The sequence below is a fragment of the Rugamonas sp. genome (assembly GCF_025354735.1).
Classification (GTDB): domain Bacteria; phylum Pseudomonadota; class Gammaproteobacteria; order Burkholderiales; family Burkholderiaceae_D; genus Rugamonas.
This window is the reverse complement of sequence record NZ_JANXMI010000312.1, coordinates 38,767-53,845: the sequence shown is the minus strand read 5'-3', so window position 1 is coordinate 53,845 and position 15,079 is coordinate 38,767. Positions and strand designations below refer to the sequence as shown.

The following is a 15,079-nucleotide window of genomic DNA, read 5'->3' as shown; positions in this document are numbered from 1 at the left end:
ATAACTTGGCGTGAGACAACAAAAAACCCGCTTCACCTATGAGGCGAGCGGGCTTTGATACTGCGTAATACAGGGTGATGCATGTTGCTGGTGCCGACTGCCGGTTTCGAACTGGCCACCTGATGATTACAAATCAACTGCTCTACCAAATGAGCTAAGTCGGCGTAACTTGTACGCGGCGAATTATACGCTATTTAATTCGCGTCAGAGTGGGGCGGCCACCCTTTTTCGGCGGTTCGTTGTTGTCGTCCGACGTGCTGGCGGGGGCGGTTTTCTGCTCGCTGGCGCTGGCCGGTACGGCCGACAGCACCGGCGCCGGCGCGCTCTCGGCTATCTCGGACGGGGCCGCCGCGTTGCCGCCCGCTTGCGGCTCGAAGGCCATGCCCTGGCCGTTTTCGTTGGCGTAGATGGCCATCACGTTGTTGACCGGCACGTAGATTTCGCGCGACACGCCGCCGAAGCGGGCGTTGAATCGGATGCTGTCGTTGTCCATCTTCAGGCCCGAGGTGGCGCCGAAGCTGATGTTGAGGACGATTTCGCCCTTCTTCACATATTCCATCGGCACCGTGGTCGAGGCGTCGACCTTGACGGCGAGGTAGGGCGTGTAGCCGCTGTCGGTACACCATTCGTAGATGGCGCGCAGCATATAGGGCTTGGTAGAGATGTCAGGCATGATTTGGCAGACTGTAAAACCCGGCGCGCCCGCGGACGGACGCGCCGATACTTCAAGTGAGGCGGTCGGCGCCCGATTAACGGCGCATGACCTTTTCCGACGGGGTCAGCGCTTCGATGTAGGCCGGGCGCGAGAAGATGCGTTCGGCGTACTTCATCAGCGGCGCGGCGGTCTTCGACAGTTCGATGCCGTAGTGGTCGAGGCGCCACAGCAGCGGCGCGACGGCCACGTCGAGCATCGAGAATTCATCGCCCAGCATGTACTTGTTCTTCAGGAACAGCGGCGCGAGCGTCGTCAGGCGGTCGCGGATTTCGGCGCGGGCCTTGTCGTGGCTCTTGTCGTTGCCCTTGGCGCGTTCGCTTTCGAGCACGTGCACGTGGACGAACAGTTCTTTCTCGAAATTGAACAGCATCAAACGGGCGCGCGCGCGCATCAGCGGATCGGCCGGCATCAGCTGCGGGTGCGGGAAGCGCTCGTCGATGTATTCGTTGATGATGTTCGACTCGTACAAAATCAGTTCGCGCTCGACCAGGATGGGCACCTGGCCGTAGGGGTTCATGGTCGAGATGTCTTCCGGCTTGTTGAACAGGTCGACGTCGCGCACTTCGAAGTCCATGCCTTTTTCAAACAGGACCAGGCGGCAGCGTTGGGAAAAGGGGCAGGTCGTACCCGAATAGAGAACCATCATGTTTATAGTTCCTTAGAAACAAAGGGGGTGAAGCCGCGAACGGATCACCCCGGAACGATCACCCGCCATTGCGGGCAACAAAAAACAGGCACCGGCCAACGGCCGGCACCCTACTTATTTGACTTCTTTCCAGAACGACGCGTTCAAGCGCCACGCCAGGAAAGCGAACAGGGTCAGCACCAGCAACACCCACACGCCAAGTTGCTTGCGCGCTTGTGCGGTCGGTTCCGCCATCCATTCCATGTAGCCGACCAGGTCGGCCACCGTAGTGTCGAACTCCAGCTTCGTCATCGTGCCGGGCGTGACTTGCTCGAAGCCGACCAGTTTGCTGACCAGCTTGCCGTCCTCGCCCATCTCGTCCGCCATCTTCGCGGCCTGCACGCCCTGCAACTGCCACAACACGTGCGGCATGGCCGCGTTCTTCAGGATGGCGTTGTTCCAGCCGGTGGGCCGGGTGTCATCCTTGTAGAACGTGCGCAGATAAGTATACAGGTAGTCGGCGCCGCTGCCCGCTTCCGACGATTTGGCGCGGGCGATCACCGATAAATCCGGCGGCACCGTGCCGAACCACGCTTTCGCGTCCTTGGGATTCATGGCCGTGACCATCATGTCGCCCACTTTATCACTGGTGAACAAGAGATTGCCCTTGATCTGGTCTTCGCTCAAGCCCAGGTCGCGCAGACGGTTGTAACGCATCGAGGACGCATTATGACAGTTCAGGCAGTAATTGACGAATAGCTTGGCGCCGTTTTGCATGGCGGCCATGTTGTGCGAGCGGTCAGGCGCCTTGTCTAGCAGATAGCCTTCGTCGGCGGCCAGTGCCAGGCCCGGCAGCAGGGCCAGGATGCAGAGCAGTTTTTTATGCAAATTCATGTGGTGTCCTTTATGAGCTTATCGTGGCGGCGGTCAGTGCGCGTGGAACACGACACGGTCCGGCACCGTCTTGAAGGTGCCCATGGCGCTCCACCACGGCATCAACAGGAAGAAGCTGAAGTAGAACAGCGTGCACACTTGCGACACCAGCGTGCGGGTCTCGGTCGGCGGCAGCGTGCCCAGGTAGCCCAGCGTCACGAACGACAGGAAGAACAGCGCGTACACATATTTGTGCCAGTCGGGACGATAGCGTATCGATTTCACCTTGGAGTGATCGAGCCACGGCAGGAAGGCCAGGATCACGACCGAGCCGCCGAAGAAGACCACGCCCCAGAATTTCGCGTCCAGCACCGAGGGCAGCATGCCGATGATGGCCAGCAGCGCGATCACGGCGATGGCCGCTTTGATGGCCAGCGACAGGCGCGACTTGAGCCAGATGAAGACGACATAGGCGGCCACGCCGAACATCAGCACCCACATGAAGTCGGCCGTGGTGGCGCGCAGCACCGAGTAGAAGGCGGTGAAGTACCAGGTCGGGGCGATGTGCAACGGGGTCTTGAGCGAGTCGCCGGGCAGGAAGTTGTTGTACTCCAGGAAGAAGCCGCCCATTTCCGGCGCGAAGAACACGACGGCGCTGAAGATCACGAGGAACACCGACACGCCGAACAGATCGTGCACGGTGTAATACGGGTGGGATGGGATGGAATCGACCGGGTGGCCGTCCGGGCCCAGGTTTTCCTTCACTTCGATGCCGTCCGGATTGCTGGAGCCGACTTCATGGAGCGCGATCAAGTGGGCGGCGACCAGGCCCAGCAGCACCAGCGGGATGGCGATCACGTGGAAGGCGAAGAAGCGGTTCAGCGTGGCGTCGGAGACGACGTAGTCGCCCCGTATCCACAGCGACAGGTCGGGGCCGATGAAGGGAATGGCGCCGAACAGGTTGACGATTACCTGCGCGCCCCAGTAGGACATCTGGCCCCACGGCAGCAGGTAGCCGAAGAAGGCTTCCGCCATCAGGCACAGGAAAATCGCGAAGCCGAACAGCCAGATCAGTTCACGCGGCTTGCGGTAGGAGCCGTACAGCAGGCCGCGCGTCATGTGCAGGTAGACGATGATGAAGAAGGCCGATGCGCCGGTCGAGTGCATATAGCGCACCAGCCAGCCCCACGGCACTTCGCGCATGATGTATTCGACGGAACCGAAGGCCAGCGTGGCGTCCGGCTTGTAGTGCATGGTCAGGAAGATGCCGGTGACGATTTGCAGCACCAGCACCAGCATGGCCAGCGAACCGAAGATGTACCAGAAATTGAAGTTTTTCGGGGCGTAGTATTTGCCCCATTGATCGTTCCACAGCTTGGTCAGGGGAAAGCGGTCGTCGACCCAGCCCAGGGCTTTTTCAGCGACCGGCGCATGGTCGGGAAACTTTGTCTCTTTGAAAGCCGCCATGATTTATGCCTCGCCTTTCTCGTCTTTGCCGATGACCAGCTTGGTATTTTCCGCGTTGAGGAACATATAGCGCGGCACTTGCAGATTGTCCGGCGCCGGCTTGTTTTTGAAGACGCGGCCGGCCAGGTCGAAAGTGGAGCCGTGGCAAGGGCACAGGAAGCCGCCGACCCAGTCGTCCGGCAGCGAGGGCTGCGGGCCGGCCGTGAATTTGGACGAGGGCGAGCAGCCCAGGTGGGTGCAGATGCCGACCGCGACCAGCAGGTCGGGATGGCGCGAGCGCCATTCGTTGCGGGCGTAGGTGGGCGTGAATTCGTCGGGGTTGCGTTTGGAGTCGGCGTCGGCCACCTTGCCGTCGGTGTGCTTGAGCGACGCCACCATTTCGGGCGTGCGCTTCAGGATCCAGACCGGCTTGCCGCGCCATTCGACGGTCCTCATCTCGCCCGGAGCGAGCGTCGAGATGTCGACTTCGACCGGAGCGCCGGCCGCCTTGGCGCGTTCGGACGGCTGGAAGGTGCTGACCAGCGCGGTGGCGGTGGCCAGGCCGACGCCGCCGCCGACCACGGCGGTGGCGACCAGCAGGCCACGCCGGCCGGAATCGAGTTGCTTTTCGTTACTCATACAAACCCCAATCAGTCAATAATGCGAACAAAAACGCGAAACCTACACAGAGCCCGAATATAGCTTATAGCAACCTTAAATTATAGGTGAACCGAGTAACGAATTAAAGCAAAAACGTTGCAAGGATCATTATTGAGGCTTTTTATATCTCGCTTTTAATCTGGGATCGGCGCGGCCGCTCCTCGTCAGGGCCGCGTGCGGCCCGGTTGACGCCGCTCAAGCGCGCGGCGTGAAAGTTGTGCTTGCGCAAGCGGCAACGGTGTTTGGATTCTAATTGAAAAAATAGTATGATCGAAGGCAGTCTGTTCACAATTGACCACACAGTGAGGATATAAACATGGCAATGATGCAGGAATTTAAACAATTCGCCATGAAAGGCAATGTGGTCGACCTGGCGGTGGGCGTCATCATCGGCGGCGCCTTCGGCAAGATCGTCGATTCGCTGGTGCAGGACATCATCATGCCGCCGATCAGCAAGCTGTTCGGCGGCCTCGATTTCGCCAATTACTATTTGCCGCTGAACGGGCAAAACTCCTCGCTGAGCCTGCTCGAAGCGAAAAAACTGGGCGCCGTCTTCGCCTACGGCAATTTCGCCACGATTTTGCTCAACTTCATCATCCTGGCCTTCGTAATCTTCCAGATGGTGCGCATCATGAACAAGGCGCGCAGGGTGGAGGCGGCGCCGGAAGCGGTGGCGCCGGCGACGCCGGAAGATATCGTGCTGCTGCGTGAAATCCGCGACGCCCTGAAGAAATAAGTGTGAGAATAATTGAAAGACCGGGCGGCCGCCGGGACTGGCCGCCCGCCGCCCCCGCCGATACCCCTAGCAGGACGCTATGCGACGACTCTGGTTATTGTTCGCGCAAACGGTGACCATCGTGTTGGCGCTGTATTGCGTCTACACGGCGGTGCGGCCGGACGGCGCGCTGCGCGTGGCCAGCCGCGTCGAACAGATAGGCCGCGCCGCCTCCAGCCCCGTGCTGACCCAGGCCACCGGCGGCGCGCCGGCGCCCGGCTCTTACCGGGCCGCGGCCGGGCGCGCCATGCCGGCCGTCGTCAACATCCTGGCCAGCAAGACGCGGCTGCGCCACCACCACCGGCTGCTGCGCGATCCCTTCTTCCAGAAATTCTTCGGCGAGCGCGAGCGCGACGGCGACCAGGACGACGATGAAACCAGCCTCGGCTCCGGCGTCATCGTCAGCGCCGACGGCTACATCCTGACCAACAACCACGTCGTCGACGCCGCCGACGATATCGAAGTGGTGCTGGCCGACGGCCGCAAGGCCGCCGCCAAGGTGGTCGGCACCGATCCGGAAACCGACCTCGCCGTCATCAAGGTCGCGCTCGCGAAGCTGCCCGTGATCGTGCTGGGCCAGGCCGAGCAGGCGCGCGTCGGCGACGTCGTGCTGGCCATCGGCAATCCCTTCGGCGTGGGCCAGACCGTGACCATGGGCATCATCTCCGCCCTGGGCCGCAACAATCTGCACATCAACCACTTCGAGAACTTTATCCAGACCGACGCCGCCATCAATTTCGGCAACTCGGGCGGCGCGCTGATCGACACCAATGGCAACTTGCTGGGCATTAATTCGGCGATTTACTCGCAGAGCGGCGGCTCGGTCGGCATCGGCTTCGCCATCCCCGTGTCGACGGCCAAGGCGGTGATGGAGGAAATCATCCAGACCGGCCACGTGGTGCGCGGCTGGATCGGCGTCGAATCGCAGGAAATCACGCCGGAGCTGGCGCAAAGCTTTGGCTTGAGCAAGCAGAGCGGCGCCATCATCGCCGGCATCGTGCGCAACGGCCCGGCCGACCGCGCCGGCCTGCGGCCCGGCGACATCTTGCTGTCGGTCGAAGGCAAGCCGGTGGCCGACACCAATGCCATGCTCAACCTGATCGCCCAACTGCCGCCCGGCGGAAAAGCTAAAATGACGGTGCTGCGCAAAAACGGCGAGTCGACCTTCGACGTCACCGTCGGCAAGCGGCCGGCCTCCGCCAAATAGGGCACGGCCCGGCAGCCCGATCAACTTTTCTGGACCATCCATGCATCTGCGCGACCTGACTCAATTCCTCAAAGAACTGGCGGACAATAACAACCGCCCATGGTTCATCATGAACAAGCCGCGTTACGACATCCTGCGCGAAGAATTCCTGCAAGTGGTGACGGACGTGATCGCCGAAATCGGCAAGTTCGACCCGGCCGTCAAATTCTGCAATCCGAAAAAGGCCATGTTCCGCATCAACCGCGACGTGCGCTTCGCCAACGACAAGAGCCCGTACAAGACGCGTTTTTCGGCCGCCATCGCGCCCAACGACCTGCGCCGGCCGAGCAAGGCCGGCGGCCCGACCTATTATGTGCAGATCGACGGCCAGGGCCGTTTGCTGTTCGGCGCCGGCGAATACATGCCGCCGGCCGGCCGCCTGCGCGCGCTGCGCCAGCACATGGTCGACGACGCGGCCGGCTTCACCAAGGTGCTGAAGAATAAAAAGCTGCGCGCGACCTATGGCGATATCCAGAACGAAGGCAAGTTGCAGCGGCCGCCCAAAGGCTTCGACCCGGAAGCCGAGCACATCGAGTACATCAAGCTGAAAAGTTTTTTCATGTGGACGGAAGCGCAGCTGAAGCTGAACCAGCCGGAATTGCTGGTGCCGGAAATCGTGAGCGGCTGGAAAGATGCCTTGCCGCTGGTGACGTGGATGCGCGAGGCGCGGGAAGAGGACGTGGTCGAAGGGTAGGCGGGGAAGCGGGCGGCGCCCGGTCCGGACCCCGCCGCGCCGCCGTCCGGCCTTCAGGCCGCCACGCCGCCATTCATTTTTTCATCGCGCGGATCGCGCGCCAGCAAACGCCGCACCAGATCCTGCGGCTGGTCGCCGTCGAACAGCACGCCGGCCACCGCGTTGGTGATCGGCATCTCGATGCCCAGCCGGGCCGCCAGTTCGCGCACGGCCTTGGCGCAGGGCACGCCTTCGGCCACATGGCCCAGCTCGCTCACGATGACGTCCAGCGGCTTGCCCTGCGCCAGCCCGAGGCCGACGCGGCGGTTGCGCGACAGGTCGCCGGTGCAGGTCAGTATCAAGTCGCCCATGCCGGTCAGGCCCATGAAGGTTTCGATCTGGCCGCCCAGCGCCGTGCCCAGGCGCGTGATTTCCGACAGGCCGCGTGTGATGAGCGCGGCGCGCGCGTTGAGGCCCAGGCCGAGGCCGTCGGCCACGCCGGTCGCGATCGCCAGCACGTTCTTGACCGCGCCGCCCACTTCCACGCCGACCAGGTCGGTGCTCGAATAGACCCGGATGTTGCCGCCATGGACGGCGGCGACGACGCAGTCGCGCAGCGCGGCCGAGTCCGACGCGATGGTCAGCGCGCACGGCAGGCCGCGCGCCACTTCCTGCGCGAACGACGGCCCGGACAGCGCGCCGCCGGCCACCGCCTCGCCCAGCACCTGCTTGACGATCTGGTGCGGCAGCAAGCCGGTGCCGTATTCAAAACCCTTGCACAGCCAGACGATGTTGGGAATGGCGCGGCCCTTGAGCTGCTCCAGCAGCGGGCGCAGGCCGGCCACCGGGCAGGCCGCGATCAGCAGGCCGTGCTCGCCGGCCACATGGGCCAGCGCGGCGTCGAATTCGGTGTGGACGGTCAAGCCCTCGGGGAAGGGGAAGCCGGGCAGATAGGCGAGGTTGTCGCGGGCCTCGGCCATGTCGCGCATGACGGCGCTATTGCGGCCCCACAGCGCCACGTCGTGCCGGGTCGCCAGCGCCAGCGCGACGGCGGTGCCCCAGGCGCCGGCGCCGAGGACGGAAATCTTGCGGACTGCTTGCATGGCTCAATCGCCCCAGACGTCGCCGTTTTTCACGTAGCCGGCCAGGCCGTCCTTGTGACGCACCTTGAGCCAGCCGCTGTTGGCCGGTTCGGCCAGTTCCAGCAGCACGCCCTTGTCGGCGGTGAACACCGGCGTAGCGGCCTCGTCCGGCGTGGCGCGCACTTTCAGGCCGGGCGTGCGGACGATGACGCCGCGCTTGCCCGTCAAACCCTTGGCCTCGGTCCAGGCCAGATCGCCGCTGACGTCGCGCACTTTGACCCATTCGCCGTAGCTGAGCACCACTTCCAGCGGCGCGCCGCGCGGCACGATGAACAGCTTGCCGCCCTTGGTCGAAGGGGCGTCGTAGAGGATGACGGGATTCGGTCCCACTGTTTTATAGTCGAAGGCCAGACTGGCCGTCGTCGCCAGCATCAACATGGCGCCTGCGATCAAACGAGGGATGGTCATGGCTGGCCTTGACGAGAAGTAAATAAGAACCTGTTTCAAAATGAGCATGGCCGGGTGCTGCCACAACGCCATGGTCATTTTGAAGCGGGTACTAAGGCTCGAAGGCCGCAGGGGCCTCCGAGCATGGCAGCGCGCGACGCGCGGCGTGCCGGTGTCGCTTAGTGCGTGGCGGCGCCGTCGGCGGGCGCTGCGGCGGCGGCATCGGCCACCGCTTGCAGGCGCTGCTGATAAAACACTTCGAAGTTGATCTCGGCCAGGTGCACGGGCGGGAAGCCGGCGCGGGTGATCATGTCGGCGATGTTGGCGCGCAGGTAAGGGTAGACGATGTTCGGGCAACCGATGCCCAGCAGCGGATCCATCTGGTCGGCGGGAATGTTGCGCGCCTCGAAGATGCCGGCTTGCTTGCCTTCGGCCAGGAACGCGACCTTGTCCTTGATTTTGGCGGTGACGGTGATGGTCACGGTCGATTCGTAGATGCCTTCGGCCAGCGCCTCGGCGCCCACGTCCAGCGCCACTTCGATGGTCGGCGCTTCTTGTTCCAGGAAGATACCTGGGGAATTCGGCTGTTCCAGCGACATGTCTTTCAGGTAGACGCGTTGGATTTGGAATACGGGTTGCAGAGTTTCGTCAGACATGGAACGCTTTCGTGATAGAGGAAACGAGCGGCACGCGCCGCTCAGAGAGTGTACTTGCAACCGCTGCGCGCCGGGCGTGCTGCGCGGCTACGGTGCAACGCGGGGCCAATTGTATCAAAACCAATTTAGATTCAAACTATTTCTGCTGCCGCGTTGCTATTTGGAGTCTCTTAACCGTTTAACAAGGGGTCGAGGCCGCCGGCCTGGTCCAGCGCGTACAAATCGTCGAAACCGCCGACGTGGGTGTCGCCGATGTAAATTTGCGGCACCGTGCGGCGGCCGGTCTTTTTCATCATCAGCGCGCGCTGTTCCGGATCGAGGTCGATGCGGACTTTTTCGATCGCGGTCACGCCCTTCGCTTCCAACAGGCGCTCGGCGCGCACGCAATAAGGGCAAACGGCGGTGCTATAGAGTAATACGTGGGCAGTCATCATCATTTCCTTCACTATTTTTGCTGACTTGCTAGCTTGATGCCACCAAGAGTAAACTATTTTTCGGTTACTTGTTGACCAGTGGTAAGCCGGCGGCCTTCCATGCCGTCACGCCGCCGTCGAGGTTGACGACGTCCGTGAAGCCGGCTTTTTGCAGCAGGCCGGCCGCCGTGGCCGCGCGCGCGCCGCTCTGGCACACGACGATCACGCTTTTCGCCTTGAATTTCTCCAGCTCGCCGACGCGGCCGCCCAGCTCGGCCAGCGCGATATTTTTAGCGTCCGTCACATGTCCGGCCGCGAATTCGGCCGCGTCCCGCACGTCCAGGATCAGGGCCTTGCCGCGGTTGATGAGCTGCGTGGCCTCCAGCGGAGAGACGCGTTTGCCACGTTGCGTCAGTACCGGCCAGAGCAGGGCGCCGCCCGAAACGAGGACGATGGCGAGGATAAAAATATTGTCAATGAAGAATTTCACGGTGTCCCAATGGTTTAAGTCAATCCGCGCATTATAAAATAGAAGCTGGAAGAGTTCTGTAAGCTGCGTCTTTTATGTGCATGTCCACATATTAGGTGTGCATTTAACCTTTTTGTGAAAATGGCATTATGTATAAAATCGTATTCATGCGTCACGGCGAATCCACCTGGAATCTGTCGAACCGTTTCACCGGCTGGACCGACGTCGACCTGACCGACAAGGGCGTCAGCGAAGCGCGCGTCGCCGGCGAAGTGCTCAAGGCGGCTGGTTTCAGCTTCGACCTGGCCTACACCTCGGTGCTCAAGCGCGCGATCCGCACGCTGTGGCTGTCGCTGGACGCGATGGACATGATGTATCTGCCGATCAAGCACGACTGGCGCCTCAACGAGCGCCACTACGGCGCCCTGCAAGGCCTGGACAAGGGCGAGACCGCCGCCAAGTACGGCGACGAGCAAGTGCTGGTCTGGCGCCGCAGCTACGACACGCCGCCGCCGCCGCTGGAGCAGGACGACGAGCGCGCCTCCTTCAACGACCCGCGCTACGCCGGCCTGCCGCACGCCAGCATCCCGCTGACCGAATGCCTGAAGGACACCGTGGCCCGCGTCATGCCGGTCTGGGACGAGGACATCGCCCCGGCCATCCGCGCCGGCAAGAAGATCATCATCTCGGCCCACGGCAACAGCCTGCGCGCGCTGATCAAGATGCTCGACGGCATCAGCGACGACGACATCGTCGGCCTCAACATTCCCAACGGCCAGCCCCTGGTCTACGAGCTCGACGCCGACCTGAAGCCGATACGCCATTACTACCTGGGCGACCCGGCGGCGATCGCGGCGGCGCAGGCGGCCGTGGCCAATCAAGGTAAGGCCAAGTAAGTTTTGTCGTCTCCTTCCACCGGTTTGACGGCCCGCCGCGCGGCGGTCTTGCTGTGCCTGGCGCTGGCCTGCGGGGCCGCCCACGCCGGCGCCAAGGTCACCGAGCGCAGCAAGCAGAAAGCGGCGGCCGAGGCCGAGCGCGCCGGCTTGCAGCAAAAGCTCAGCGCCCTGAAACGCGACATCGGCCAGACCGAAAGCGCCAAGGACGACGCCGCCGACACGCTCGCCGCCTCGGAGGAGGCGATCTCGAACGCCAACCGCGCGTTGCACGACCTGGCCGCCGAGCAGGGCGTCACGAACGCCAAGCTCAAGCAGCTCGGCGAGCAGCACGACAAGCTGGCCGCGACCGTCGAGTCGCAGAAAAAGCAGCTGGCCCAGCTGGTGCGCCAGCAATACGTGGCCGGCAATGAAGACCGCATCAAGCTGCTGCTGTCGGGCGACAATCCCAACCGCATCAACCGCGACTTGCAGATGATGGTCTATGTGTCGCAGGCTCAGGCGCGGCTGCTCGACTCGCTGCGCGCCAACCTCAAGCAAGTCGAAACCATCCAGGCCGAGGCGCAGGACGCCAAGGACGACCTGGAAGAAATCGCCGAGGAACAAATCCAGCAGAAAGCCGCGCTGGAACAGGAAAAATCGCGCCACGCCGCGCTGCTGGCGACGCTGTCGCAGCGCCTCGTGGCCCAGCGCAAGGAAGCCGGCAACGTCGAGCGCGACGAAGTGCGCATGGCCGGCCTGGTCGACAAGCTCGGCAAGCTCATCGAGCAGCAGGCCGAGGCCGCCGCCGCCGAGAAGCGCCGCCTGGAACAGGTGGCCGCCGTCAAGGCCGCCAAGGCCAGGGCCGACGCCGAGGAGCGGGCCGAAGCGAAGGCGCGCGCGCTGGCCGTGGCCAAGGCCCGTGCCGAGGCCGAGCGCGAACGGCTGGCGCTGTTGAAGGCCAAGCCCGGCATCAAGCTGCCGCCGCTGCCGGCCGCGCCCGCGAAGCCCTTGCCGGCCGCCGACGACGCCGCGCTGGCGCAGCAAAAGCCGTCCGACAAGGCGGCCGCCCAGGCCGCGGACAAGGTCGCCGATAAATCAGCCGACAAGCCCGCCGATAAAGCCGCCGACAAACCGGTCGACAAATGGGCCGACCTCAAGGAGCAGCAGGCCAGACCCGCCGCGCCGGCGGCCGCGCCGTCCGACATCGCGCTGGCGCCGGCCGCGCCCGAAGGCGCTTTCGCCAGCCTGCGCGGCGAACTGCGCGCGCCGGTGGCCGGCAAGGTCGCCGCCAAATTCGGTTCCAAGCGCGGCGACGGCCCCAGCTGGAAAGGCGTGTTCATCCGTGCCAGCGAGGGCAGCGACGTCCACGCCGTCGCCGCCGGCCGCGTCGTGTTCGCCGAGTGGTTGCGCGGCTTCGGCAACCTCATCATCGTCGACCACGGCGGCCAGTACATGAGCATCTACGGCAACAATCAAGCGCTGCTCAAACGGGCCGGCGACATCGTCAAGGGCGGCGAGACCATCGCCAACGCGGGAAACAGCGGCGGCAACGAAGAATCGGGTTTATACTTTGAGCTTCGCCACCAGGGCCGGGCGTTCGATCCGGCCACGTGGGTCAAGTTCTAGGGTCGCGGATAAAACATGGGCAACAAAGTCAAGAGTTTCGGCCTGATCGGTCTGGGCATGGTGGCCGGCGTCACGGTGTCGTTGCAGTTTTCCGCCATCGCGCAAAAGGTGACCGGCTCGCCGGCCCCGCTGCCCCTGCAGGAATTGCGCGAGCTGACCGACGTTTTCGGCATCATCAAGAGCGATTACGTCGAACCGGCCGACGATAAAAAACTGCTGACCGAAGCCATTTCCGGCATGGTCGCCTCGCTCGACCCGCACTCGCTCTACCTCGATCAAAAAGCCTTCCGCGAAATGCGCGAAACCGTGTCCGGCAAATTCGTCGGCATCGGCATCGAAGTGGGCACCGAGGACGGCTACATCAAGGTCGTCTCGCCGATCGAGGATTCGCCCGCCTTCAAGGCCGGCATCAAGACCGGCGACCTCATTACGCGCATCAACGGCTCGCCCATCAAGGGCCAGTCGCTCGACGAGGCGATCAAGAAAATGCGCGGTGAGCCGCACTCCAAGGTCGAGCTGACCATCAATCGCAAGGGCGAAGACAAGCCGCTGCTGTTCCACGTGGCGCGCGAAGAAATCCGCGTCCAGAGCGTCAAGGCGAAGATGATCGAACCCGGTTACGCGTGGCTGCGCATCGCGCAGTTCCAGGAGCCGACCGTCGAAGACATGGCCAAAAAACTGGCGGCCCTGTATGCGCAAGACCCGCACATCAAAGGCCTGGTGCTCGACCTGCGCAACGATCCGGGCGGCGTGGTGCCGGGCGCCGTCGGCGTCTCCGCCGCCTTCCTGCCGAAGGACGCGGTGATCGTCACCACCAATGGCCAGCTGATGGAATCGAAGCAGACCTTCTACGGCCGTCCCGAATTCTACGCCGGCCGTGGTCCCGGCGATCCGCTGGCCAAGCTGCCGGCGGCGCTCAAGGACGTGCCGATGGTGGTGCTGGTGAACACCGGCTCGGCCTCCGCGTCCGAGATCGTCGCCGGCGCGCTGCAAGACTACAAGCGCGCCATCATCATGGGCTCGCAAACCTTCGGCAAAGGCTCGGTGCAAACCCTGCGCCAGCTGACCGCCGACACCGCCGTCAAGCTCACCACCGCGCGCTACTACACGCCGCACGGCCGCTCGATCCAGGCGCGCGGCATCGTGCCCGATCTGCTGGTCGACGAAACGGCCGACGGCGACGGCTTGAACAGCCTGCGCGTGCGCGAAGCGGATCTGCAAAAACACCTGGGCAACGAGGACGAGCAGGCCGACCCGGTCAAAGCGCCCCGGCACGACGGCCTGGAAGAGGAGCAGCGCCTGCTGGCGCTGGCCAAGAAGCAGAAGCCGGTCGAATTCGGATCGAAGGACGACTTCCAGCTGGCGCAGGCCCTGAACCATTTCAAGGGATTGCCGGTGCGGCTGGCGAAAGCCGATGTCGCCGCCGCCACCGACGCCGTGGCCGACAAGACCGAAGTCAAGTCCGACGCCAAGCCGGACCTGAAAACCGACGTCAAGCCGGACGACAAAAAAGCGCCGGCCAAAAAATAAGCGCGATGGGTTTGGCTCCGGCGGCGGAGCCGGGATCAGCGTTGCCCGTGAACGGGGTCTGACCCCGGTGTCCGCGCCGCTGACCGATCCCGATCTCGGCGCCGCTGCCAGTCCACCCGCGCGCACCTCAATATGGAACCCGTCGCACCCGATGAACGACAACCAACTGCTGCGCTACTCGCGCCACATCCTGCTCAATGAAGTCGGCATCGAGGGCCAGCAAAAGCTGCTGGCCGCGCACGCGCTGGTGATCGGCGCCGGCGGCCTCGGTTCGCCGGCCGCGCTGTACCTGGCGTCGGCCGGCGTCGGCCACATCACGCTGGTCGACGACGACGTCGTCGACCTCACCAACCTGCAGCGCCAGATCGCCCACAGCACCGCGCGCGTGGGCCAGCCGAAAGCCGAATCGGCGCGCCTCGCGCTCGAACAAATCAATCCCGACATCGCCATCACCGCGCTGACCGAACGCGCCGACGACGCTCGCCTGGCCGCGCTGGTGGCAGCGTCCGACGTGGTCCTCGATTGCAGCGACAACTTCGCCACCCGCCACGCCATCAACCGCGCCTGCGTCGCCGCGCGCAAGCCGCTGGTGTCGGGCGCCGCGATCCGTTTCGACGGCCAGGTCAGCGTGTTCGATACGCGCAGCGCGGCGGCGCCATGCTACGCCTGCCTGTTCCCACCGGACCAGCCGTTCGAGGACGTGGCCTGTTCCACCATGGGCGTGTTCGCGCCGCTGGTCGGCGTGGTCGGCGCGATGCAGGCGGCCGAGGCGCTCAAGCTGCTGATGGGCGTCGGCCAGTCGCTGGCCGGCCGCCTGCTGATGCTCGACGGCCTGCACATGGAATGGACCAGCATCCGCATCGAGCGCAACGCCGCCTGCCCGGTATGCGGCGGCGGTCATTGATACATGTGCTGATACAGCTACATGTGCTGATACACTCATAACAAATACACAACCGCAGCCCAAC

At 63.7% G+C, this 15,079-nt stretch carries 17 protein-coding genes and 1 tRNA gene; 7 read left to right on the top strand and 11 right to left on the bottom strand.

All coding sequences use genetic code 11. The annotated features are described in order from the left end of the window. Nucleotides 1-88 precede the first annotated feature (88 nt). From Q0S71_RS26030 to petA, 6 genes are all read right to left on the bottom strand, one after another. A tRNA-Thr gene (locus tag Q0S71_RS26030) sits at nt 89-164 on the bottom strand. A gap of 26 nt (nt 165-190) precedes the next feature. Continuing rightward, nucleotides 191-673: a ClpXP protease specificity-enhancing factor gene (locus Q0S71_RS26025; RefSeq protein ID WP_296002227.1), complete on the bottom strand. Its 483-nt coding sequence runs from the start codon at nt 671-673 to the stop codon at nt 191-193. A 76-nt stretch (nt 674-749) separates the two neighbouring features. Then, nucleotides 750-1,361 (bottom strand): glutathione S-transferase N-terminal domain-containing protein, encoded by a 612-nt coding sequence (locus Q0S71_RS26020; RefSeq protein ID WP_017877976.1) that lies wholly within the window; start codon nt 1,359-1,361, stop codon nt 750-752. 114 nt (nt 1,362-1,475) lie between these two features. Further along, nucleotides 1,476-2,234 (bottom strand): cytochrome c1, encoded by a 759-nt coding sequence (locus Q0S71_RS26015; protein WP_296002216.1) that lies wholly within the window; start codon nt 2,232-2,234, stop codon nt 1,476-1,478. 33 nt (nt 2,235-2,267) lie between these two features. Further along, on the bottom strand, nt 2,268-3,680 hold the full coding sequence (locus Q0S71_RS26010; protein ID WP_296002214.1) for a cytochrome bc complex cytochrome b subunit: 1,413 nt from the start codon (nt 3,678-3,680) through the stop codon (nt 2,268-2,270). Nucleotides 3,681-3,683: 3 nt separating this feature from the next. Beyond that, nucleotides 3,684-4,298, bottom strand: a complete 615-nt coding sequence (gene petA / locus Q0S71_RS26005; protein ID WP_296002211.1) for a ubiquinol-cytochrome c reductase iron-sulfur subunit — start codon at nt 4,296-4,298, stop codon at nt 3,684-3,686. 337 nt (nt 4,299-4,635) lie between these two features. Between petA and mscL the strand changes: the two genes are divergently transcribed. From mscL to Q0S71_RS25990, 3 genes are all read left to right on the top strand, one after another. Continuing rightward, on the top strand, nt 4,636-5,055 hold the full coding sequence (mscL, locus tag Q0S71_RS26000; protein WP_296002209.1) for a large conductance mechanosensitive channel protein MscL: 420 nt from the start codon (nt 4,636-4,638) through the stop codon (nt 5,053-5,055). A gap of 79 nt (nt 5,056-5,134) precedes the next feature. Further along, nucleotides 5,135-6,301 carry a Do family serine endopeptidase gene (locus Q0S71_RS25995; protein WP_296002206.1) on the top strand — a complete coding sequence of 389 codons (1,167 nt, stop codon included), beginning with the start codon at nt 5,135-5,137 and terminating at the stop codon, nt 6,299-6,301. 40 nt (nt 6,302-6,341) lie between these two features. Beyond that, nucleotides 6,342-7,034 carry a DUF2461 domain-containing protein gene (locus Q0S71_RS25990; RefSeq protein WP_296002203.1) on the top strand — a complete coding sequence of 231 codons (693 nt, stop codon included), beginning with the start codon at nt 6,342-6,344 and terminating at the stop codon, nt 7,032-7,034. A gap of 53 nt (nt 7,035-7,087) precedes the next feature. Here Q0S71_RS25990 and Q0S71_RS25985 read toward each other — a convergent pair whose 3' ends face one another. The 5 genes from Q0S71_RS25985 to Q0S71_RS25965 all read right to left on the bottom strand — a co-directional run bounded on the left by Q0S71_RS25985 (nt 7,088) and on the right by Q0S71_RS25965 (nt 10,101). After that, nucleotides 7,088-8,116, bottom strand: coding sequence for an NAD(P)H-dependent glycerol-3-phosphate dehydrogenase (locus Q0S71_RS25985; protein ID WP_296002201.1), 1,029 nt, complete (start codon nt 8,114-8,116; stop codon nt 7,088-7,090). 3 nt (nt 8,117-8,119) lie between these two features. Further along, on the bottom strand, nt 8,120-8,563 hold the full coding sequence (locus tag Q0S71_RS25980; RefSeq protein WP_296002199.1) for an SH3 domain-containing protein: 444 nt from the start codon (nt 8,561-8,563) through the stop codon (nt 8,120-8,122). A 158-nt stretch (nt 8,564-8,721) separates the two neighbouring features. Then, nucleotides 8,722-9,198, bottom strand: a complete 477-nt coding sequence (gene secB / locus Q0S71_RS25975; RefSeq protein WP_296002196.1) for a protein-export chaperone SecB — start codon at nt 9,196-9,198, stop codon at nt 8,722-8,724. A 170-nt stretch (nt 9,199-9,368) separates the two neighbouring features. Next, nucleotides 9,369-9,629: a glutaredoxin 3 gene (gene grxC, locus Q0S71_RS25970; protein ID WP_296002195.1), complete on the bottom strand. Its 261-nt coding sequence runs from the start codon at nt 9,627-9,629 to the stop codon at nt 9,369-9,371. A gap of 67 nt (nt 9,630-9,696) precedes the next feature. Then, on the bottom strand, nt 9,697-10,101 hold the full coding sequence (locus tag Q0S71_RS25965; protein ID WP_296002193.1) for a rhodanese-like domain-containing protein: 405 nt from the start codon (nt 10,099-10,101) through the stop codon (nt 9,697-9,699). Between the two features lie 128 nt (nt 10,102-10,229). Between Q0S71_RS25965 and gpmA the strand changes: the two genes are divergently transcribed. The 4 genes from gpmA to Q0S71_RS25945 all read left to right on the top strand — a co-directional run bounded on the left by gpmA (nt 10,230) and on the right by Q0S71_RS25945 (nt 15,015). Beyond that, nucleotides 10,230-10,976, top strand: coding sequence for a 2,3-diphosphoglycerate-dependent phosphoglycerate mutase (gene gpmA / locus Q0S71_RS25960; protein WP_296002191.1), 747 nt, complete (start codon nt 10,230-10,232; stop codon nt 10,974-10,976). Nucleotides 10,977-11,024: 48 nt separating this feature from the next. Beyond that, nucleotides 11,025-12,581 (top strand): peptidoglycan DD-metalloendopeptidase family protein, encoded by a 1,557-nt coding sequence (locus tag Q0S71_RS25955; protein WP_296002305.1) that lies wholly within the window; start codon nt 11,025-11,027, stop codon nt 12,579-12,581. 15 nt (nt 12,582-12,596) lie between these two features. After that, on the top strand, nt 12,597-14,111 hold the full coding sequence (locus tag Q0S71_RS25950; protein WP_296002189.1) for a S41 family peptidase: 1,515 nt from the start codon (nt 12,597-12,599) through the stop codon (nt 14,109-14,111). Nucleotides 14,112-14,262: 151 nt separating this feature from the next. After that, a complete protein-coding gene (locus tag Q0S71_RS25945; protein ID WP_296002186.1) occupies nt 14,263-15,015 on the top strand; it encodes a molybdopterin-synthase adenylyltransferase MoeB in 753 nt (250 codons plus the stop codon). The last annotated feature ends 64 nt before the right edge of the window (nt 15,016-15,079 follow it).